Genomic DNA, 21,575 nt, shown 5'->3' on the forward strand with positions numbered 1-21,575 from the left:
CGGTAACCGGTAACGCCTCCTCCCCGCTTTGGAACGACTATTTTACGGCTTGCTGGCTGTACCAATCATTGACTTCTTGCGTAATTTCGTCGCCGCCAAGCGACTTCCAGCTGGCAACAAACTTATCGAATTCATCCACGGAAGACCCCATAATAATTTTGGTGAAGGTCTCCTGCATAAGCTTATCCAGCTGGGCCCCCTTCTCCACCTGCGTGGCCGTTGGAAGACCGTAGAACTCGTGGTTGACAAACGCCTGTTTTTCTTTGATCTGGCGGGTCAAGCCCCAGCCGCCGTCCTTCGCTGCACGGCTGAAATATTGTCCCCAGTTCACGCCTTTACTCGCGTTCGATGTATCACCAGCCAAGTAATCCTTGGTGGCCTTGAAGACGTCGGCGACGTTCTTGTAATTTTCATCATCCAGCGTAATTTCCGTCTGATTCGCTTCAAGCGCTTTATTCACTTCGGTGTAAATGGTTTCGATCTGGGCAGGGTTATAGATCCGCGGACTGAACCAGTTGTATACATATCCCTTCTCTGCCTGGTTCTGATTCAAATACTCCTTATTCCCCATCTCAATATAGAAATTGATCATTTTGATAGCGGCTTCAGGGTTCTTCATTTTCTTGTTCACCGCATATACCTTGTCACCCCGGATTTTAGGCACCAGCGATTTGCCCGGACCGTCTAAACCAGGAATTTGAATGGCAATCCAATTCGCGTTCGGATCTTTATCCACATTCAGGTTCAGCGGCCAGTTCGGATACCACCATTCCCCGTAGGAAATGCCGACTTTGCCTGCGGTAATGTCCTCGACCGCTTTGTTCTCGTCCTTGAGCGCAAACTCTTTATCCAGGATGCCTTCTTTGTACCAGGATTGAAGCTTGCCAAGCGCTGTTTTTACCTCCGGCTGGATCAGACCCGGAATCAGCTTTCCGCTGCCGTCTTGAATCCATGCCGTTTGACCATCGCCCATGGACGGATACGCGCCAAAGCCGTTGAAGAATCCTCTTGCGTCAAAGCCCCAGAAGAACAAATTCTTTTGCAGCACGAGTCCGTAGGTGTCGTTCTTGCCGTTTTGGTCCGGATCCTGCTGGACAAATGCTTTGGCGACCATCTCCAGCTCGTCCATGGTTTTAGGAGGTTCAAGCTTCAGGTTGTCGAGCCAGTCCTTGCGAATCCAGAGCAGCTGCGTCGATAAGAAAGGGTCCTCAAAAGCCGGGATTCCTAACTGTTTGCCGTCCTGGGAATACGTCTTCATGGCGAAACCGCCGTCAGACTCCATATACTTCTTTAATGTCGGCGATGCGTAATCGTTGTAGGCCTCGGTCAGATCGGCAAGCATCCCCTGCTTCTTCAGCTTTTCGAAATTTTTACCGTCCAGCTCCAAAATATCCGGCAGGTCGCCAGAAGCCAAGGCAAGCGAGAACTTTTGACTAAATTGGCTGGATGGGACCGTCCATTTGTATTTCACTTCAATGTTCAGCATTTCTTTCAAATCTTTAAGATAAGCATTCTGCTCCGGCGTAATGCCCTTCGGCGTCCGGGGATCTTCGGGCGGATTGAAGCCCATTACCTCCGTTACGGTTACCGTCTCGGGATATTTCCCCAACGGATCAGGCGGAGCCGCCGCCGTGCCGCCCTCTTCTTTGGTCTCGGTTTGCGGCTGGGAACTTGCTGGCTCTTTACCTTGACCTGAACATGCAGATATGACAAATAACGACAATGTGGCAAGCAAAATCATTTTCCATGGCTTGATTCTTTTCATGTCGATGGCTTTCCCCCTTCGAATCGTTTGTAGACTGCTTTGGTCTTTACTTCTTGGGTCCAATTATATATGCCGGAAGAAAGCGCTATCAATTTTAAGATTTTTACATAGCTTTCAATTTATTTACTTGTTTTCAAGGCTGCGCGATAACCCGGCTCCGTCAACTGCGGTATTCCTGAGGAGACATGCCCATCTTCCGCTTAAAAAACGTCGTGAAATACGAATGCGAATCGAAACCGACCCGGGCAGCGATCTCCTGCAGCTTTAAGTCCGTGTTCCGCATGTAGTCGATTGCTGCTTCAAGGCGCTTGGCCTGAATATATTCCAGCAAATTCTGCCCCGTCATCTGCTTGTAGTAGCGGGACAGGTAGGATGGATTAAAATGCACCTCCTGCGCGATCGCGGTCAAGGAGACATCCCCGGCCAGATGGTCCTGTATGTATTTCTGAATCTGGGCAATGACCAATGATTTCGAATCACCCTCGCGATGTCGCGCTTGTTCGTCCGTGTTCCCAATCGGTCTGCCTACTTTCGAAATGTCGGTGATCACCATGCTTTGACCCAACGCTTGCTTTTGCTTCAGGATCATCCGCAGTGTTGCATATTGCTCACGGATCGTCCCCCACGCTTCCTTCAGGTTCCCTGAAATTCCGAAGGATACCGGTACCCCGAGCAATTCGTCGCATTCATTTTGTATAGACTCCAGGATCCCTTTCATATAGCCCGTGACTCCGCTCCACGAAATCGTCCCCTCGCTCTCCCCTTCTTGGAAGCGGCCCAATAATTCTGCATCCGGTTGAAGAAGCCAAATGAGTGTTCGTTCATAAACCGCTTGCTCGCAGCTAAACGAGGACGGTAGATCATTCATAAATATCCCCTGTATGGATGAGATCATCTCCCTGGATGCCGAATGCGCCGATTCGTCTATGCACCCCATCACAAATAACGAAGGCAGGTCAGGGTAAATGCGAAAGTCCAATCCTTCATAACGCGTATCGGTCAAAAGTGTACGGATCGGCTCCCCGTCTAGGATTCGCTCCATCCGTTCGTTTTTCAGCAGGGGCTCGGCGATTTTTACATGCTGCTTCAGCTTGTCTTCCTGTACTCTGCGGCGATTCTCCTCATCAAGCCTCTGGCAAGCCTGTTGGACAGCAGTAAAGATCGGATCGATGCCTTCGGTTTTCAGGATGTAATTGTCCACATTTTTGCGCAGCGCTTCGTGCACGTATTCAAATTCGCTGTATCCCGTCAAAAAGATGATTCGGCACATCGGCCAGTAATACATCAGCTCGTCCACCAGCTGAAGCCCGCTTTTTTGCGGCATCCGAATATCGCTGACAAGGATATCCAGCTTCATCTTTTTGGCAATCGCAAGCGCCTCCTTGGCCGAATACGCTTTAAGGACATCCAGCTCAAATTCCGGGTTTTCCTCAAATAACTGAACCAGACCGTTCGTGATCACCGGTTCATCATCTACGATCAACAGTCGATACATTACGAAGCCTCCTCACTTACGTCGATTATGATCAGCTCTACTTTAAGACCGCCATAGACACTGCGCGAAATGAACAGCCCGCTTTCGGGCCCGTATTTAAGGCGAAGTCGGTTATGCACATTCATCAAACCCGTCTTCTCCATTTGCTTGGAATCGTCTCGCAGCCTTTCGCCTAATTGCGCGATCAGCTCATCCGTTACCATCCTCCCATTATCCTCCACCGTTACCCGCAGCCTGCCATCTCGGTAATCCGCGTTGATATAGATCATCCCATCGTCCATGCCGTCCACGAACGCATGCTCGAACACATTCTCCACGATCGGCTGAATGATGAGCCGAGGAACCGAAAAGGCTAGCGGAATTCCGGACGGCCCTCCATCCTCGTATGCAATCCGGTTGGAGAAACGGATGCACTGAATATCGCAATAATCAAGCGCATGGCGGTATTCCTTGACGAATGGAACATCGTCCGAACCGCTTCTCGTAATGTACTGATAATAGCTCCCCAGCTTCTGCGATAGCTCTGCTGCGCTTTCCGCGTCGTTTACTTTGCACATCATGTAAATATTAAAAAAGCTGTTGTATAGAAAATGCGGATTGATCTGGGATTGAAGCTGCTTAAGCTGGGAGAGCTGAAGCGCCATTTTTTGCTCATAATTTTCTTCGATGGAGTGTTTAAGCTTCAGGGTCATATTGTTGAAGCTGTTGAACACATAGTGGAACTCGTCCTTGGATTTGGATTCGATCGTAATATCCAGATTATCGGTCTCTATCATATGAAACGCCTTGACAAGCTTGGACAGCGGCCTGTGAATCATCAAATTGACGGAGAACGAATACAGGATCAGCACGATAAGTGCAATAATAAACAACGTGTAAAACCAAGTAATAAACTGGCTCAGCGGGCGCGTAATTTCATTCTGGTTTACGTACATGATCAGCTCCAATCCGAGGGAGCTGACGTCATTTTGAATAATAAAATAGTCAACGCCATGCATGCTGCCCTTGGTGGGCGTTTCCAGGCTATTCAAATCTCCACTGCCGGCGAGCGCCAGGATGCCTGTCGTATGCGCTGGTTCCTCTTCGGTTGCCAGAATGGAGCCGAGCTCCTTATTTCCAAGCAGCACCTCGGATTCGGGATAGAGTTTGGCGATTTCTTTTAAAGCCTCAAGGAGCTTAGGCCTGGCTATTTCGATATAGGACCAGATCTTGCCGTTGTTCTCTGTTTCGATAAAAAAGATACGGTCGCCGCTTCGATAAAACGAAGGCTTGGATTTCACCGATAGCAGCGATGAAATCAGCTCCATTTCAACATTCGGCGTATTGGTAACCCCGGAGAAGGTTGAGATGGTTTTTCCCACGGATTCCACATAAACGCCGGCATTCAGAACATATTCGCTCGATACCGTTAACGTGGCAAGCCGGTCCCGGATTTGGTCAATCAGCGCCACCTCTTCATAATTATCCAGGGTCCCGCCCCGAAAGCCCAGCTTCTGCAAATCTTGGTAATTGAGCAGCTCCAGCTGCAAATTCCGGATAAAATACATTTCTTTGTCCAGCTGTTTGGAGTAAAAAGAGGCCCCCGCGAATGAAGAATCCAAGATCGCATCCTTGGAAACGGACATTCCTTTGAAGTTGAGCCAGAGGCTCATGGTAATGAGAGGCAGCAATAATACGATAAATACGATCACGATTTTTTGATACACAAACCAAGTGGATGATTTCCCGGACGCCTGCAGCTTCATGAGCTCCCCCCTCTCGGCGTAAGTATAGATGGTTACTGATTCTGGAATTCATCTCCTGCTTAACCTCCCTCCACCTAATTTTTCTCTAAAGTATACATCCGGCACTTCTTGTCGTACAGCACAAAGAAAGCGCCTGACATTGACACTTCATGTGTAGCTGTAAGCCCCCGATTGCTTTGCTGCTTGCATTCACGGATGTCCGCATCAGCTGCACCAACAAAAAAAGCCTTTATGTCCTCTCGATTCCTATCATGAGCCCGTATCCCTAATAAGCAGAGGAATGTTTAGAACCTTGGCGATAATGAGTTTTACGGACCCATTATTTATTGGTATGGTGTATGGTAACAATTATCTATGGTTGGAAAGGTTTGTAGCAAATGGACATTCAGGTGGACAAAGAGAAAACTCAATCTAAGAGGTACGGCATAATCGTTATCATCATCATTGCGATCATTGTTCTGTTTCGACTTTTTATATGGGATGTTTATCTGGTCCATTCAACGCGTGAGGCTGTTTTGGATGGGTTGAAGGAAAACCGGGTCTCGGATTATTCGTCGATATGATGCTCGGAAGCAACATCTAACCGTCCGCCCTTTGGGCTATGGCCTCGCCAGCCAATTGATCCAAAGCTTATTCGGAAATTAAGTCCCGCTAATAACACGAGAAAGCCTCCCTGTCGAATGTGGGAGGCTTTCGTCATTATTGAACATTGATTTAGCGTTATTTCTCTTACACTTGGATAAAGAGGCTGAATTCCTGGCCGTTCTTGACCGGCTCTTGTGCCATGCTGTAGCCGTGCTTGACGACCTCTTCCGGCACATTCCGGAAAGCGGACGGGCAGTCGGAAATGACCTGAAGCGTCTGCCCTTTTTTCATATCGCGCAGTGTTTCGAGGGTGTAAATGACCGGGTAAGGACAAGATTCCCCCCGGAGATCCAGTGTGAAATCAACGGACATGAGTTGCATCTCCTTTCTTGAATCCAACGCCGTAGCGGTAGTTCTTCTGCCAATATGCGGCGACCGCGAACCCGGCCCCGAGTACTAGCAGTGTTACAAGTAATGCAGCCGCCGGACCCATCTCAGTGATCAGGTTGACTGGCGCGCCACTCTTCACAAGCAGGTTATATACCCCCATGTGATCCCAAGCAAACGCCAAAGCGGTAGCTCCGATAATGTTGCCGATAAACACTGGCAAAAACACGACCTGCCCTTCCATCAGGCGGTACATCATCCCGGTTTCACAGCCGCCGGCCATGACGATCCCCAGTCCGAACAGCAATCCGCCGATAAAGGTGCTAGGTGCCGCAATTTTCGTAATGGGGTCTAAACCGTATACAAGAATAATGATCAACGTAGCGACAGAGCTGACCGCCATGCCGACGGCAATCGCTTTGGTCATCGTAGCCCGGCCGCTGATCCACAGGTCGCGGAAAGCGGAAGTGAAGCAGATCTGCCCCCGCTCAATCAGGATTCCGAATGCCGCTCCGAAGAGTGCGGCTGTTCCAAGCATGGTGCGTCCAGTGGCATAGAAATATACGATGAGGGCTATGTAGACTAAACCGAGGACCGCTCCAAGAAGGGGCTGCCGGCTTTTCCCGGTCTTAGCTATCGGCGTTGTACCGCCCATCTTCAGAACTGGCTTGCCTTTCCACCACCTCGTATTGACCAGCTTGGCGCCCAGGAACGTGCCCGCAGCCGTAGCAACGATAAAGATCCAGGAATGCAGCGAAAACTGAGGTACACCGGTAAAAAATGCCGCGAGATTGCAGCCCAGCGCCAAACGGGCTCCAAAGCCCGCTATGATGCCGCCCGCGAATCCCTGCACATACCGCCGCTTCTGTCTCGGCATCCGGATCTTGAAGTTGTTGCTAAGCAAAATCGTAATAAGGGCTCCAATAAACATCCCCCACACGATCCAACCGTCGGTTCGGGTCCAAGTCGTTCCGTTCATATGGACAAGGTCGAAATAGGCCCAGTCCGATACGTCCACCCCGAAGAATTCAAGAATATGGCCTCCAAGACGGGTAAACTCTCCGGTTACGGCCCAAACCGTGTTGGTGATCCCAAAATAGACCGCACTGAGAATACCTGCCAAAGCCATGACCAGATAGGGGCTCCAGTAGCTTCCGAACCATGATGCATATAATTTTTTCACGTGCTTAATAACTCCTCACCCGATAGAGTCTTTGACTCTACTCTTAAATTGAACCGGCAAATTTTATTTTACTATAAAATATTCAATTCGGTAAGAAATTTGAGCACTGATCTAGATGAAGTAGGGGGAACGATCAAAATTCATTGCGATGCTTGACTAAAAACCTGGATATCTGTTCATTTACGGCATTCGGATTATCAAGATTCGTTGCATGGTGAGCTCTCGGAATGATGTGCAGCTCCGAGTTTCTTATTTTCGAGTGCATATATTTCTGCTGCCTTTTAATCATGGTGTCATGTTCGCCTTGAAGCAGTAAAACGGGACATTGTACATGGTCCAAATGCTCGCGGCTCTCCATCCGGGTGATCGCATCCCATAAGCGCAGCCATCTCTCTTGTGTCAGCATATTGAATGCTTCCTCAATGTATGCTCGGTTATCCGGATTATACTTCGAGAGCATGGCCGCCTGGATCCTACCGGTTAGCCGCATCGGGATCATCCGGGAAGACCAACGGTTAAAGGGGACAAAACATTTTTCGAACCAGTTAAATGCGTTGGTGAACGGAGTACCGATTAATACAAGAGCCTCTACCCTTTCAGGAAACCGAATCGCGGTTTGCAGGGAGATATGACCACCCATGGACAACCCGCATAGCACGGCTCGCTTTATTCCAAGGTGATCCATCAAAGCTATTAAGTCTTTGCTGAACGTTTCCGAGTCAACCTTTCCTTCCGGAAGTGAGGAGTAACCATGCCCTCTGACATCCCAAACAATCGTCTTATATTTCTCGGCAAAAAACTGAACTTGCGGCTCCCATTGCTTGTGATTCCAGGAAGCGCCATGGGTAAATATGACCGGATGACCCTCCCCGTGCACTTCGTAGTATAGATCTGCATGGTGGCTAGTCATCGTTGGCATCTTCTTTCCCCCCTATTCGTAGCGGTCCGATCACAACGCGAAAACAATCGTCGATTAGAGCGTCTAGCGACTTCCCGGCATCCCGAATCCAGATCAGGAGCGCACCGCTGATAGCGGATTGCAGCACGGTACTGACCAGCTCAATATCGCAAGATTGAAGGAACTTGCCCTGAACAGCTTTACTCAGCAGCCTTCTCGTTCCAGCATCAATAATAGCCAGGCGCTGTTTCGACCTTTCCAGCAATTCAGGGTCGGTCGTGCTTTCCAGATAAAAACTGGTATGGCGCGCCAGGGAAACCGGGTCATTTCCTAACCGGACCGCCTCTTTATAAACGGATTTTAACGCTTCGATCGGCGGGGCGTCGCTCTGATCCGCTTCATTAAACTTCGTTTCAGTCAATTGAATGACAAAATTGCTATAAGCGAGGAAGATGCCCTTCTTTGAGGAAAATCGTTTGATCAATGCTGCAGGAGATACACCGATCTCGTTCGCTATATCCGTGAGCGTAGTCTGTGCGAACCCCTTCTTGCATAGCGACTGATAAACGCCGTAATAGATGTTCTCATTGGTGAATTCACGTGGTCTGCCCATATTAACCCCCCCCATTAGTAAATGGTCATTTACTAACAATTGTAGCATGTGCTTCTCATAGCAACAAGCCGTCGTATTCGTGAATCCCATTTATTTTCGATTGATGAATCAACGTGAACAGCCCTCGCTTCCTGATATAAGAAGATGGGAGGGCTATATTCCGAGAACAAAATAAAGAGCCGGCATTCTTGTTAAGGAATTCGGCTCTTTGGAGTAAGTTATAATAACTAAAAGAAAGTGCGGTGCTAGGAAATGTCTGAATCAATCGAGGTAATTGTAATAATTATTACGTATTCTCCGAGAAAAATTCATTCTTTAAGAGACCATAGTATATAAGGTCCTGGTACTCACCCCTCTTTAGAACATGCTGTCTTAACGTTCCCTCGTATTTCATGCCCAATTTCTTCATGACCTTTCCCGATGCAGGATTCTTCCCAAGGTAACGTGCATATACCCTGTTCAGATCTAATTGTTCAAATGCATATCTTATGATCCCTCTTGCTGCTTCCGTACAATATCCATTATTCTTGTACGGTTTACCAATCCAATATGCAAGTTCTCCGTTATCAAACATCTTATTAAGTCCAATACAAATTGCGCCGATTAGAAATTTTTCTTCGGTATGTACAATCGCTAATTCAAGCGATCGACCTTCATGATAATTAACGGCATGTGTTTTTATCCAATCTTCTGCCATTCCATCCTCGTATGGATGCGGAATATATAATGTCGTTGCCGCAATATAGGGATCTCCTGCTAAATCCTGAACGGCGGATGCATCCTCTAAGGAAAAAGGTCGTAACGTGAGCCTATCTAATTGAATTGTAGGTATCTCCTTCATATATCTCCCCCGCCTATTTCAAGTTCTAACCAATATATCATATAAATAAAGACCCTGCACCGATTCGTGCAGAGCCGTAAGTAAACCTTTCTATAACCCAGAACCAAATGTTATAAACCATTGATTTTTAGGCAACCACGTTCTTAATACCGATCAGGAATACTAGTGAAAAAAGGCTGTTTCATTGATGGTCCATAAGTAGATCTCTCCGGAAGCGTTATACGATACATGAATGTAGGGCTCACCCGGTTTATGGAAGCTGGCTGTACCCGGATTCTTAGGATGCATTGTTAATGTGTAGTCCCCAAGATCCGTTTGAAACAATGCGGAAGCAAGTGGTTTTGCAGTTTCAATGAGTCTTTGCTTCGTCATCTTGAAGTCCTTATGACCGCTGTTCTCCTTGCCTTGCAATCCGATTTGACTGATTGTTAGCGTCTCTGGATGAAACGTAATATGGCTCCCATCTTCATACTGCAGATTGATATACTCCTCCTTGTCCGAAACAAGACGTTTTGCGGATGTCATAAGTGCTTCCGTATCATAACCTAAGAAAGTCAGAGCTTGTCTTCCTCGCTCCTGATGCTTCTCCGTGACCTGCTCAGGATCGAGCTCGAATGAGACGGAACGAATACGATGCTCGGTAAATACAACCTGTGCATGTGTGTTGGAGAACGTGGTCTGGACGCTGTATGGCCCGTCCTTCAGCATATTGTCGATGACCCGATGCACCTTGAAATCAGTTTCCCCTGTGTATCCCTCTTTCTTTAATGCTTCCACGGCTTGATCGATCTGGTCATTCTCTACTCGATTCAGCGGCAGATCAACACCGATCGAAGCGTTCTCGAATTTGCCGCTCTTATCGTCTACCCAGAGATTTGCCATTCCAGTTCCATCCCCTTCGAATTCGAGGAACCACTGATGATTCTCCGGTACATGCTCCACTTTCTTTAAGTGGAGCGCCATTCCAAGATCTATCATGATGTTTCGGACCGTGTCTTCGACTTGCTCACGAATTGTCGGATCTATTTCTGACAGGATGGGAACATTGATTGATTCCTGTTTCGCGATCTCTTTTGCCAGATCGGGGCTTACTGGGTTTACATCCGCTGCCTTTGCATTGGTCAATGAAACAGCGACCAACAGTAGAATCATGACAAGTCCAGTTACGGACCATTTAAAGGACTGTCTCTTAAATTTAGCAATCATCATCATTCTCCTCTTCAATTCACCATGTCCCGGCGAAAAATTCGCAGTAGCCAATAGCCTGCTGGGACGGCTTGCACTTCCTTCCAGCAGTTTTACGATGGTATAGCCGTATTCCTTCGCCTCATCACTACCTATATGCGAAATGGTCGCGGCATCGCACGACAGCTCTTGATCTTCCCGCAATTTACGATAAGCGTACCATAGTACGGGGTTAAACCACTGCACGATCAGCAATAAGGTCATGATCACGTTTACAGCGATATCCTTTCGCTTCATATGAACGAGCTCGTGAAGGAAAATATAACGCAGCTCCTTGGAACTAAACGTCTCGGCGCATTGGGCTGGCAGTAAGATTCGAGGTCGAACAAGACCATACAGGCCAGGCCCTGCCATTGCGGGTGAAACCAATAGCGGAATGCTCCTATTCACGCCAATTTCTTGCCTGCACCGGTCCAGCAGATCGACTAGATGAAACTCTGCTGGTATTGGCGGCGTTTCCTTCAGTCCTCTACTAAATGCGATGTGCACCTTAACGAGTCGCAGGCCGAAGATCAGTACGCCTACAGACCAGACAATAAAAATAGCAGTATCTCTCCAAAGAGATACTTTTCCATATGTAGATGGAGGGGGCATGTCTATTTCCGCGTTAATCAGTGATTCCGAAGCATGGGGACCGGACGTCACAGTGGACGGCAAATATCCCTCGGGCTCCCCAGGTAGAGCTGGCTCTGGATCGGCAAGTTTGACAGGGGCTTGCCATGAATCCTGATGTATAAACGGGAAAAGATTAAACAAGCTCAAACTGCTTTCTGGCGCCCATGGAAGCAGCAGCCGGACAATCAGCAACAACCACAATCCGTATTGCCACTTAATCGGCAAACGATGCTTCAGCAAGGCGCGAATGACTAAAATGAGCAAAACCATCACGGTTGCCATGAACGAGACTTCAACCACCCAATGAACGATAGGGGGGATCCACGCCATCACTGAACTCATGTTGATCTTTTCCTCTCATCGAGAATCCGCTTTAAATCCTCGATCTCCTCCTCTGTCAGCTTTTCCTCCTTAAAAAAATGGACCAGCATCGGCTTCAACGCACCTCCATACAACCGCTGAAGAAACGAGCTGCTCTCCGCCCGCAGGCATTCTTCTTCACTTAGCAATGGGTAGTAAAGATAAGTCTTTCCGTTTTGTTCATAACCAATGACTTCCTTCTTGAGCAATCGGTTAATCAATGTTTTTACGGTTGCCGGCTTCCAATCGGATTCCGGGCTTAATGCATTAATGACTTCCTGTGCGGTTGCCGGCGAGTGGCCCCACAAAACCTTCATCACTTCCCATTCAGCTTCCGATATGCGAGAAGTTTTGTTCATAATATCATCCTGCCATTTCTATTTACATTTGTAATCGATCGATTGACAATTAATAGATTACATTCGTAAACGGAAGTTGTCAACCATTAATTCCCACTGCTTCCCCCCTGGGTCAAAGCGTCGTCAAACGCTTCCCCCATACGATCCGCTTCTTTGGAAACCGCAATGAAAACAAATGGCCCTTTCACCTTTAACACATGATTTTCAACTAAAAAATACTCGTCCGGACGATAGTCCCTGAATTTCGCTTTCTGTTCGTTGATGCGCGCCTCCACTTTCTTTTTGACAGCTTCCGCTTCATGCGGGTCCTTAAGCTTGATGACAGCCCATTCATCCGCTTTCACGTTCGATGTTGATGTGTAAAGAATGAAATCCTCCACGCCGTCCAGATCGAGCTTGTACAATTTTTGAAGCTTCTCCTGATCCCCTTCACGCATCGCCTCAAGGTCCACCGCTTGCATAATCTGCTCGCCTACTTCGCTGGCCGTAAGCTGAGCCGCCATTTTATCATCCTTCCCCGAGCAACCGGATAGCACGCAAATCGCAACGACAATCGCCAAGATCAGGGGGGATATCCTTCTTCTACAATTCAATTGATTTATCATATATCTCACTCCAATAGATTCTTTATAGATGGGTCTTCACGAAATGTATTCGCGTTATAAAGCATCAGCATGTCGCGGATGTCATGCTCTTGCACGAGAGCGGCCAGATCATCAGCATAATAACGCAAGTCCACCACGAAGATTTCGCTGTAATGCTCGACTAAAAAAGGAATGAAGCTGTTGGCGTACGAGTCTTTGACCACCAGCAGCTTTTTCTCGTTCGTTTGAGCTGTTGCGATGTGGACAAGTCCATGGTTGCCGTTGAGAAAGACCTCATACTTATCCTTTTTTTTCTGCAGATTGTCCATCGCATATAGCGAATCCGTGGTTTCTCCTTCGTCGGCATAGGTAACCTTAATCTTTGGCGGATCGCTCCGCAGGAACAACTCGATGCTGTCAGGCTGCACATGTCGATAACCGCTTCTCGAATAGAGCGAACCGTAAAATTCGTCGGTGATCTTCTGAATATCAAAGCCGCTTTCTTCGTTCGGGACCAACCCCATATGCTTGCACAACTCCAGGTAAGCCAGATAAGCGCCTTTCGTTGTCCAGTGATGGTCCGTTTTATAAAAAACATGCTGTTCCGGCTTGCCATATAATGCAGGCAATACGTCGACGTAATGGATACCCTGAGGCAGCGAGCGCCAGATATCGCTTAAATATGCTGCCTCCACGCCGGTTTCCGTAAACCTTGGAAGCTTGTCTTGCAGCACCGTCGCTGCTGTGGGAACGATCATTACGTATTTGCGAAGATCAGGTGTGGCTTCATCGAACGCAAGAATGGCAGCCATTTTCTCTTGCAAATCCCCTTCAATCGGAGGAACAAATTTTTGAATCAGATAGCCGTCTTTTCCGAGATAAACGCCGTTGCTTTCCTTTTTCCCCTGGATGCGGTCCGCGTCCGTTTTAAGCCCGATCCATCGATCCCGAAAGACGAATTGATCGGAAACGTAAGCCTCGAAATCGGACGTAAAGGTCCCTGACAACACGGCTTTTAAGGAAAAAGGCGGCAGCTGCTTCAGCACCCGGTTCTCCGATTCCGAGAAGGTCCGGTCCGCCATTGCGAGATTCAGAGCGCCGAACACGCCGATAAACGAGAGCAGCAGAAGGGCTATGCATGTCCCGTTGATTTTGTCGTTCTTGTCCATTGCCCCCTCCTCAAAATCGAAAGTATAAAAATGGATTGTACGTTTCGTTGACCAGATAGGCCGTTGTCAGCAGAAGGAACAACAAGTAGATAACCGGAACTGCAGCAGTGCTGGTTGTGCTCCATCTTGTCTTCACATACGATAGAGCTTTACGTGGCAGCGGTGTTGCACAGATGGCCAATACAACTAACAATACGGCATTGGTGGACAACCTATAGAGTGCCTGACGATCGACGAATCCTTCCACGCCGAAACCGAACAGGACACGAATGAAATGTCCCGCCGCACCCAAATCCTCCATTTCGAACAACACCCAGCCAACCATTACAATCATGAGCGTATACAAATGGGCAGCAACGGCAGGAACGCGTCCAAGTATTTTTAGTAGAAACAGCTTCTCGAGCACAACGAACAAACCGAAATACAATCCCCAGACGATAAAATTCCAGCTGGCGCCATGCCATAAACCCGTTAAACACCATACCACTAGTAAATTCCGCAACTGCTTAGGCAGCCCTGACCTGTTTCCGCCAAGCGGGATATAGACATACTCCCGAAACCAAGTACCGAGCGAGATATGCCATCTGCGCCAAAATTCCGTCACGCTTTTTGAAATATACGGGTAACGGAAATTCTCCATGAAATCGAATCCGAACATCCTGCCTAGCCCGCGAGCCATATCGGAATACCCGCTGAAATCGAAATAGATTTGCAGCGTAAATGCAATGATGCCAAGCCATGCGGATAAAACGGACAGCTCGGCGACCGGCTCCGCTTTGACGCTGGCCCACAGCAAACCGATATTGTTGGCAAGCAGCACTTTTTTGGCCAGTCCCCGGATAAACAGCTCGGCCCCTTCGCCGAAACGATGCAGACTCACCCTGCGTCCATCCAGCTGACCAGCGATATCGCCGTATTTAACAATGGGACCCGCTACAAGCTGCGGGAACATCGTCACGTATGCCCCGAAGGAGATGATATTTCTTTGCACCGGCACTTTATCCAGGTAAACGTCCACGACATAGGACATCGTTTGAAATGTATAAAAGGAGATGCCAAGCGGCAGCGGCAGATCAGCTGTTTGAAGTTGCAAATGGAATAGCCGATTGATGTTATCTATAATAAATCCGGCATATTTGAAAAATCCGAGAATTCCTAAGCTCCCGACCATCGAACCGATCAATATCGCTCTGGCGATCCGCTTCCGATGCCTGAACTTGTCGATAAGCAGTCCGTTATAATAATCGAACACCGTGGAGAACACCATTATCAGAATGTACACGGGCTCTCCCCAAGCATAAAAAATCAAACTAGCAACCAGCAAAACAGCATTGCGCAGCCTCCTCGGCGACACATAGTACATCAACAGGGTGACCGGGAGAAAAAGAAACAGAAAGATAAGACTGCTAAAAACCAAGATCCGTCACCCCCAACCTATTCCGGTGCAAGAACATCCTCTGCGCTGGGGACAAAACCGATGTTCTGCTGGCGTGCCAACGAGCGGTTCGCATGTTATTTCACGTGCTCTTTCAACAAATCCAGCATCCTTGCATAGAACTCGGGTTTGAAATGAATCCCGTCCGAATCATACATATCAGCCGAATCCTTAAAGATCGGGGCTAGATCAACGAAGCCGACTTGCTCATTGCCAGCAAGATTTTCTAGCGCCAGATTGAAATCCGGAATCGTGTTGTAACGGGGCTCCTTCTTTATTGCCTCCTCTGTCACCGGAGTAACCGTTAACAGCGTGATTTGGATCTCCGGAAGCTTATCCCTGATCATGCCGATCAGCTTGGCATAGTTGTTCATGGCGTACGTCAGCGGATCGTCCGTCGGCCATAAAATATCGTCTGAGCCCAGCTGGATAAACACCTGCTTCGGTTTTCGCTTGACCAACTCTTCGATATCTTCAAGGGCGAACTCCGCCGTTTTCCCCGCGCCTGCGAGAACATTCTTCTCGTCCAGTACATCGTGGAAGGACAGTCCCTCCGTAATGGAATCCCCCAGAAACACACTGTTCTCGAATGTCTGTTGATACACCTTAACTGTGGATCCCGATGCAGCTCCCTCCCGTCCCTGTGCTTGGGACACAGGCTGCACTGCGGATTGGTCCGCTGATTGGTTTCCGCATGCTGCTAATGACAGCACGATGCTCCCCATTAGAATAGTCAAGGTGATTTTTTTACGCATGTCCATCTTCCCCTCATTCATGTATTTGCAGGTATTCCTTGATTCCATCCAGAATGGAACCGGCTAGTCGGTATTGAACCTCATCGGTCAGCAATTGTTGCTCCTCTTGCGGATTCGTTAAATAGCCTGTCTCGATTAGTACAGCCGGCATATTCGTATCCTTCACGACAAAATAATCCTCTTGCTTGACCCCCCGATCACGAAACCCGCTGCCTTGCACCATATGCTTCTGGATGATTTCAGCCAAAGGATAGGAATTTCTATGATAATAGTAGGTTTCTACTCCAGAAACGCTAGGATCCTCAAACGTATTGCCGTGAATCGAAATAAACAAGTCCGCTCCAAGTTCATTGGCGAAATTCGGCCTTTCCCGGTCAATCGAGGATATAAATTGGTCTTCAGCTCGAGTGAGATGCACCTCGATTTGCGGCTCCTGCATCGCCAGCTCCTCAACCTTGAGCGCCAGCTGCAGCGTAAAATCCTTCTCGAAGCCTCCGCTGGCCCCGGTCGCACCATGATCCTTCCCCCCATGCCCGGGATCGATCACCACTTTGAATGGTATCCCCGGCGGATGCGATGCAGTTCCATTCTTGCCTAAGAAGCCCGTCATTTGATGCTCGGCATCGCTTTTGCCGCGGTCTCCCGAGTAAACGTTGTACAGCAGCACGAACAGCATGGCAGACAAGATAAACAGCACCATAGGTATTCTCTTTCTCATTCTCTCTCCTCCTCACGAAAAGAGTTTACGAGGGTGAGATAAAGATAAAATGCAGATGAAATCAAAATGATTTATAGATTTTATAGAGGTAGGATCAGCTAAAGCCTTTTGAACAAAAAATAAGCACAGATCTAAAGATCTGCGCTCGGATGCATGAAGCCTATGTTTTTTTATTCAAATAAAAGTAGAACATAACCCCGCCCGACGTATTCGTAACGCCATAAGGCATGCCATGCATCTCCAATATCTTTTTGGAAATGGCGAGGCCAAGGCCCGTGCCTCCGGTTGAGCGCTGGCGGGACGGCTCCCCGCGATAGAAGCGGTCCCAAATCTTCTCCAGCTGTTCGTCCGGAATATGCGCTCCTTTATTTTCGATGGATATTTTAATGCTTCCCTGCTCCTCCATGGTTGTTATAAATATGGACTCCCGCTCGGGTGAATAACGAATGGCATTGGTTAGAAAGTTAATCAGCACCTGTTCGATGCGCAGTTCATTGCCCACAACCTCGACAGGTTGAACCGATGCGTGCAGCTCCAGGTTCTTGCCTTCAATGTCCGCCGCCAATTTTGTGCAGATGCGCTCGATGACGGTATCGATATAAAATGACTCCATCTTCATCTTATAGGTTCCGGATTCGTATTTTGCCAGCTCCAGCATATCCCCGATGAGAAGATTCATCCGGTGCACCTCGTCCTCCATCGCCACAAAATAATGCTCCCGCTTATGGCTTGCAATCCCGTCCTTCAGAACGGAAATGCAGCTTTGTATGACGCTTAGCGGGGTCTTGAGCTCATGCGATACGCCGGCGATAAATTCCTTCCGTGTATGCTCAAGCTGCTTCTCCTTCTCGATGTCCTGCTCAAGCCGGTCGATATGGTCGTGCAGCCGTTCGGACAGCTCGTTAATGCTTCGTGACAGCTGGCCGATTTCATCCTTCGTCCCAACCGGGATATTCTCCGAGAAGTCAAGCGCCGCCATTTGCTGTGCCGTTCGATTGATGCGAAGCAGAGGCCTTGCGATCTTGCGGGAATAATAAAACGAGACGAGAACGACCAGCAGTACCGCGGCTCCCATAATGTAAATGTAGTAATCGGTCATCATGTCCGTAGCTTCCGTCACCGGCTGGAGCGAGGTCATCGCAAACAGATATGCCGGTTTCCCGTCCGCATCTTGGATCGGTTCGATAAATAGCTTGTAATTCACATGGTTTTCCTCGTAATCGATAACCTGCCCCGTCTGCTGCCTCGAAATATCCCCATACAGCAGATCCGCTTGAAACGTTTGAACCCGCTGCAGAAGCAAGCGGTTCGTATAACGGGACACCGCAGCGCCTTCCGGTATGCGCAGCTTCGTGATCTTTCCGCTTACCTGGATGCTGGGGTATTTTTTAAAGTAATCTTCCGTGGCACCTTGATACCGATTGACGACTTCATACTCTTTATTCACGAGCTGCGGATTTTCGAGATGGCTTTCGTCTCGCAAATAGGAAGGGCCCCTCCCCATTCGCTGAATAATCAGCTGGTCATTCATGATGAGGCCTTCCAAGGCAATGTGTTCCCCTTCCTCGATCCATGGTTTAACAAATGGATTGTTGGTGTAAAAGTCCTCCACATTGATATAGCTGTAGAGCGGAACATGGATCATACGTGCGGAATATGCGAAGTCGTCCTCGTCATGCTCCAGTTTGATTTCCATGGAAAAATCATCGGCATCCTTCAGATTTCCTTGTTCGTCCAGCGTCGTAATCCAGGTGTTATGTTGTTCATAAAAGTCTTGTTCCCGCTTGGCCGTCTGCGCAAGACCATCCTCGCCTTGCAGCAGCTCTTGTTCGTAGGCGGTCAGCGCCGCTCTGACATCCTTGACCTTCTGGTAAGCGTAAAATCGCTCGAAGAAAACGGTTTGCAGGGCAAAAATAGCGACGATCAGGAACAAGGATAAGCCGGCCGTCAACATAAACAGCTTCAGGACAATGCTCTTGTTCATGGCTCTTCCTCGAATTTGTATCCCGAACGAACCACCGTCACGATGTGCTTGGCAAGCTCGCCGAGCTTGGAACGCAAATTGCGGATATGGCTGTTGACCGTTCGATCATCCCCGGCGAAATCATAGCCCCAAATCTTGGTGATCAGCTGTTCCCGGCTAACAATAATTCCTTTGTTCTTCATCAGATAAGTCAGTATTTCGAATTCGGTATGCGTCAAGCCGCAGGCCTTGCCGTCAATCGATACGCTGCGGGATGGAAAATGGACCATAAAACCGCCGATGGTTAGCGTGTCTTGATCATGATCGTGAGCAAACCTGCGTTCCAATAACCGCTTCGCGCGTGCAAGCAAAATAGGAGGACTGTATGGCTTCGTGACATAGTCATCAGCGCCGAGCTCGAAGCCGAGGAGCGTATCGTCTTCGTCCGAGCGGGCCGTTAACATAATAATCGGGACATTCGAGGTTTTGCGGATTCGCTTGCATACGGACCAGCCGTCGAGCTCCGGCAGCATGATGTCGAGGATGATCAAATCCACTTCATGCTCCTGAAATAGGGCGATTCCAAGTTTACCATCCGCGGCCTCAAGCACCTCATATCCTTCCGCAAGCAAATAATCCTTCATGATTTCACGTAAAATATGCTCATCTTCTATAATTAGTATCGTTCTTGACATATAACATCCTCTTTAGCGTTTTCTAGTTACGTACCCTTAACGATGTGCTGGGATTTAAGGAAGCCGGATTCTAAAAATCATCCTCTTATCTCCTGATCTTGATGTTTTTCCATCGCCAATGGGATCCATCCTGCAAGCAGCGCTCCTCCTTCCGGATGATTGCTTGCAGCAAGGTCTCCTCCATGCTGCCGAATAATGCGTTGTGAGATCGTCAGCCCTAATCCGCTGCCTCCGGTTGCACGACTTCGGGAAGCTTCTCCGCGATATAGAGGTTCGAATACACGTTCCAGCTCTTCCGAAGAGAAGCCCGGTCCTGTGTCACGCACCGTAAATGTTACCTTATCGGCATGTCGATAACAATCGACCTCAATCATGCCACCCGCAGGCGTGTGTCTTACGGCATTGTCCAGCAGATTGTTCATCGCACGCTCTAATAAATGCATATCTCCGTTGATGCTGCAAGCAACTGCCGCATGAAACGAGATGGAGATGCCTTTCTGCATCGCCTGCGGTCTCAAGCTGTCTATCGAGTTCTGAAGAATATGTCTAAAATCAACCTTCTCAACGTTTAGCTCAGACTCCACGTACTCCATTTTGGTAAAGGTGAACAGATCCTCGACCAGACGGTCCAATTGCGCCGATTTATCCTTGCAAACCGCCACATACCGGGCCATCTTCTCAGGAGATTGAGCGATCCCTTGCTCCAGACCATCCAAATACCCCCGCAGCGCGAACAACGGGGTCCGTAAATCATGCGCTACGGCCGTAATGACGAATCGCCGTTCCTCCTCCAATTCGGCTTGTTTCCGGTAAGATCGCTCAAGTCCCTTCACCATCACATCGAATCCGTCGCGGACCTCAGCAATTTCAGTAACCCTGGACATCGGTAATCGAACATCCCAGTCTCCCGTTGCAATTTGTCTAGCTGCGAGTCCCATCCGCTCAAGCGGCGTAAGTACGAATCGTCTCATCCCCATGCCGACAATAAAGATGGCAAGCAGCAGCCCGATGAATGCCGCCATCACTTGAACCTGATTGGATTGAGGCAGATAAAGAGTAACGCGTCCCTGTAACTGACCGTCTTGGATGACGGAAAACCGCTCGGTCGACAATGTTGTTCCGCTTCGCTCCGGATTGGACCGATAAATGTCCTGATCTGCGGCGGTTTGGATCAGCACATCCATTTTCGCTTGGCGGAGGGCTGCATGCAATTGATTTTGCCAATCGGGATCCGCCCATTTGTCTGTGTCTGATTCAATACGCTGAGTCACTTCCGAGATATTGGTTTGCAGCGTCTCATTTTGCAGCCGGCCTTTTTCGAAGCTGAGCGTCTTGGTCTCCATAAAATGAGCGGCAACATAGAAGTTCCATGGAAGCGCGAGGATGAAGACGAAGCAAAGCAAAGTAAATGTACGAATGCGAATTTTCCTCATCTTTACCCTCCTTCGAATCGATACCCTACTCCCCATACATTTAGCAGGTATTTCGGGTGATTCGGGTCGGATTCGATTTTCTCCCGCAGCCGACTGAGATGAACGCGAATCGTATGCCTGTCGCCGATCCCGTCCCAAAACTTCGCCAATAGCTGCTCATAGGAGAAGACATGCCTTGGATGCTCCGCAAATAATCGCAGCAGTTCATACTCCTTCGGCGTGAGCACGACATGCTTCCCATCCACGACAACTTCCCTCGCGGAGAGGTTGATCTTGATGCGGCCATAATCCAAGATTCTTTCATTCTTTTGCCAGCTGGAATCGGTACGCCGCAGTACAGCCTTCACCCTGGCTACGATCTCTCCCGGTGAAGCTGTTTTGACGATATAATCATCGCCGCCGAGCGTGAAGCCCCTGATCTTGTCCACATCATCGCTGCGGGCGCTCAAGAACAGGATCGGAACATGGCTCTCTGCCCGAATCCGTCGGCATAACTCAAACCCATTTTGCCCCGGCATCATGATGTCCAGCACGATACAGTGAATGGGAGACTGTTGAAATATCGTCCACGCTTGGTCAGCGTCACATGCGGTCATTACTTGAAAGCTGTCATTCTCTAAAAAATCCCTCAATAGATCAACGATACTCGGGTCATCGTCTACAACGAGGATCGTATGTAATCCACTCATGATTATCCCACCTTCACCACCTAGTTTATCATGATATGAGCTG

General features: G+C 48.6%; 19 protein-coding genes. All 19 read right to left on the reverse strand.

Annotation, left to right across the window (positions count from 1 at the left end):
* Nucleotides 1-37: 37 nt before the first annotated feature.
* Nucleotides 38-1,765: an extracellular solute-binding protein gene (locus MKX76_RS09585; protein ID WP_028406640.1), complete on the reverse strand. Its 1,728-nt coding sequence runs from the start codon at nucleotides 1,763-1,765 to the stop codon at nucleotides 38-40.
* A gap of 160 nt (nucleotides 1,766-1,925) precedes the next feature.
* Nucleotides 1,926-3,260 carry a response regulator transcription factor gene (locus tag MKX76_RS09590; RefSeq protein WP_007131825.1) on the reverse strand — a complete coding sequence of 445 codons (1,335 nt, stop codon included), beginning with the start codon at nucleotides 3,258-3,260 and terminating at the stop codon, nucleotides 1,926-1,928.
* A complete protein-coding gene (locus MKX76_RS09595) occupies nucleotides 3,260-5,005 on the reverse strand; it encodes a histidine kinase (RefSeq protein ID WP_341033607.1) in 1,746 nt (581 codons plus the stop codon). Before MKX76_RS09595 ends, MKX76_RS09590 begins: the two co-directional genes overlap by 1 nt.
* A 729-nt stretch (nucleotides 5,006-5,734) precedes the next feature.
* Nucleotides 5,735-5,962, reverse strand: coding sequence for a sulfurtransferase-like selenium metabolism protein YedF (gene yedF, locus MKX76_RS09600; RefSeq protein ID WP_007131822.1), 228 nt, complete (start codon nucleotides 5,960-5,962; stop codon nucleotides 5,735-5,737).
* On the reverse strand, nucleotides 5,952-7,106 hold the full coding sequence (gene yedE, locus MKX76_RS09605; protein WP_050954077.1) for a selenium metabolism membrane protein YedE/FdhT: 1,155 nt from the start codon (nucleotides 7,104-7,106) through the stop codon (nucleotides 5,952-5,954). Before yedE ends, yedF begins: the two co-directional genes overlap by 11 nt.
* A 187-nt stretch (nucleotides 7,107-7,293) precedes the next feature.
* On the reverse strand, nucleotides 7,294-8,079 hold the full coding sequence (locus MKX76_RS09610) for an alpha/beta fold hydrolase (RefSeq protein ID WP_007131820.1): 786 nt from the start codon (nucleotides 8,077-8,079) through the stop codon (nucleotides 7,294-7,296).
* A complete protein-coding gene (locus tag MKX76_RS09615; protein WP_007131819.1) occupies nucleotides 8,063-8,671 on the reverse strand; it encodes a TetR/AcrR family transcriptional regulator in 609 nt (202 codons plus the stop codon). Before MKX76_RS09615 ends, MKX76_RS09610 begins: the two co-directional genes overlap by 17 nt.
* Before the next feature lie 286 nt (nucleotides 8,672-8,957).
* Nucleotides 8,958-9,512 (reverse strand): GNAT family N-acetyltransferase, encoded by a 555-nt coding sequence (locus MKX76_RS09620; RefSeq protein ID WP_007131818.1) that lies wholly within the window; start codon nucleotides 9,510-9,512, stop codon nucleotides 8,958-8,960.
* A gap of 162 nt (nucleotides 9,513-9,674) precedes the next feature.
* A complete protein-coding gene (locus MKX76_RS09625; protein ID WP_007131817.1) occupies nucleotides 9,675-11,714 on the reverse strand; it encodes a M56 family metallopeptidase in 2,040 nt (679 codons plus the stop codon).
* Nucleotides 11,711-12,094 carry a BlaI/MecI/CopY family transcriptional regulator gene (locus tag MKX76_RS09630; RefSeq protein WP_425262128.1) on the reverse strand — a complete coding sequence of 128 codons (384 nt, stop codon included), beginning with the start codon at nucleotides 12,092-12,094 and terminating at the stop codon, nucleotides 11,711-11,713. The genes MKX76_RS09625 and MKX76_RS09630 overlap by 4 nt, the downstream gene beginning before the upstream one ends.
* A gap of 83 nt (nucleotides 12,095-12,177) precedes the next feature.
* Nucleotides 12,178-12,594, reverse strand: a complete 417-nt coding sequence (locus tag MKX76_RS09635; RefSeq protein WP_341033612.1) for a DUF4358 domain-containing protein — start codon at nucleotides 12,592-12,594, stop codon at nucleotides 12,178-12,180.
* Nucleotides 12,595-12,701: 107 nt separating this feature from the next.
* The gene (locus tag MKX76_RS09640; RefSeq protein WP_251535104.1) at nucleotides 12,702-13,844 is read right to left on the reverse strand and encodes a DHHW family protein; all 1,143 of its coding nucleotides are present in this window, start codon (nucleotides 13,842-13,844) and stop codon (nucleotides 12,702-12,704) included.
* 10 nt (nucleotides 13,845-13,854) lie between these two features.
* Nucleotides 13,855-15,261 (reverse strand): MBOAT family O-acyltransferase, encoded by a 1,407-nt coding sequence (locus MKX76_RS09645; protein ID WP_007131812.1) that lies wholly within the window; start codon nucleotides 15,259-15,261, stop codon nucleotides 13,855-13,857.
* A 95-nt stretch (nucleotides 15,262-15,356) separates the two neighbouring features.
* Nucleotides 15,357-16,040, reverse strand: a complete 684-nt coding sequence (locus tag MKX76_RS09650; RefSeq protein WP_007131811.1) for a GDSL-type esterase/lipase family protein — start codon at nucleotides 16,038-16,040, stop codon at nucleotides 15,357-15,359.
* A 7-nt stretch (nucleotides 16,041-16,047) separates the two neighbouring features.
* Nucleotides 16,048-16,752, reverse strand: coding sequence for an N-acetylmuramoyl-L-alanine amidase family protein (locus tag MKX76_RS09655; RefSeq protein ID WP_007131810.1), 705 nt, complete (start codon nucleotides 16,750-16,752; stop codon nucleotides 16,048-16,050).
* Nucleotides 16,753-16,912: 160 nt separating this feature from the next.
* On the reverse strand, nucleotides 16,913-18,736 hold the full coding sequence (locus MKX76_RS09660; RefSeq protein ID WP_341033619.1) for a sensor histidine kinase: 1,824 nt from the start codon (nucleotides 18,734-18,736) through the stop codon (nucleotides 16,913-16,915).
* A complete protein-coding gene (locus tag MKX76_RS09665; protein ID WP_251535113.1) occupies nucleotides 18,733-19,410 on the reverse strand; it encodes a response regulator transcription factor in 678 nt (225 codons plus the stop codon). The genes MKX76_RS09660 and MKX76_RS09665 overlap by 4 nt, the downstream gene beginning before the upstream one ends.
* 77 nt (nucleotides 19,411-19,487) lie before the next feature.
* Nucleotides 19,488-20,843, reverse strand: a complete 1,356-nt coding sequence (locus MKX76_RS09670) for a sensor histidine kinase (RefSeq protein WP_341033622.1) — start codon at nucleotides 20,841-20,843, stop codon at nucleotides 19,488-19,490.
* Between the two features lie 2 nt (nucleotides 20,844-20,845).
* A complete protein-coding gene (locus MKX76_RS09675; RefSeq protein ID WP_341033623.1) occupies nucleotides 20,846-21,532 on the reverse strand; it encodes a response regulator transcription factor in 687 nt (228 codons plus the stop codon).
* Nucleotides 21,533-21,575 lie beyond the last annotated feature (43 nt).

This window comes from Paenibacillus sp. FSL R5-0810, assembly GCF_038002285.1.
Classification (GTDB): Bacteria; Bacillota; Bacilli; order Paenibacillales; family Paenibacillaceae; genus Paenibacillus_AQ; species Paenibacillus_AQ lactis.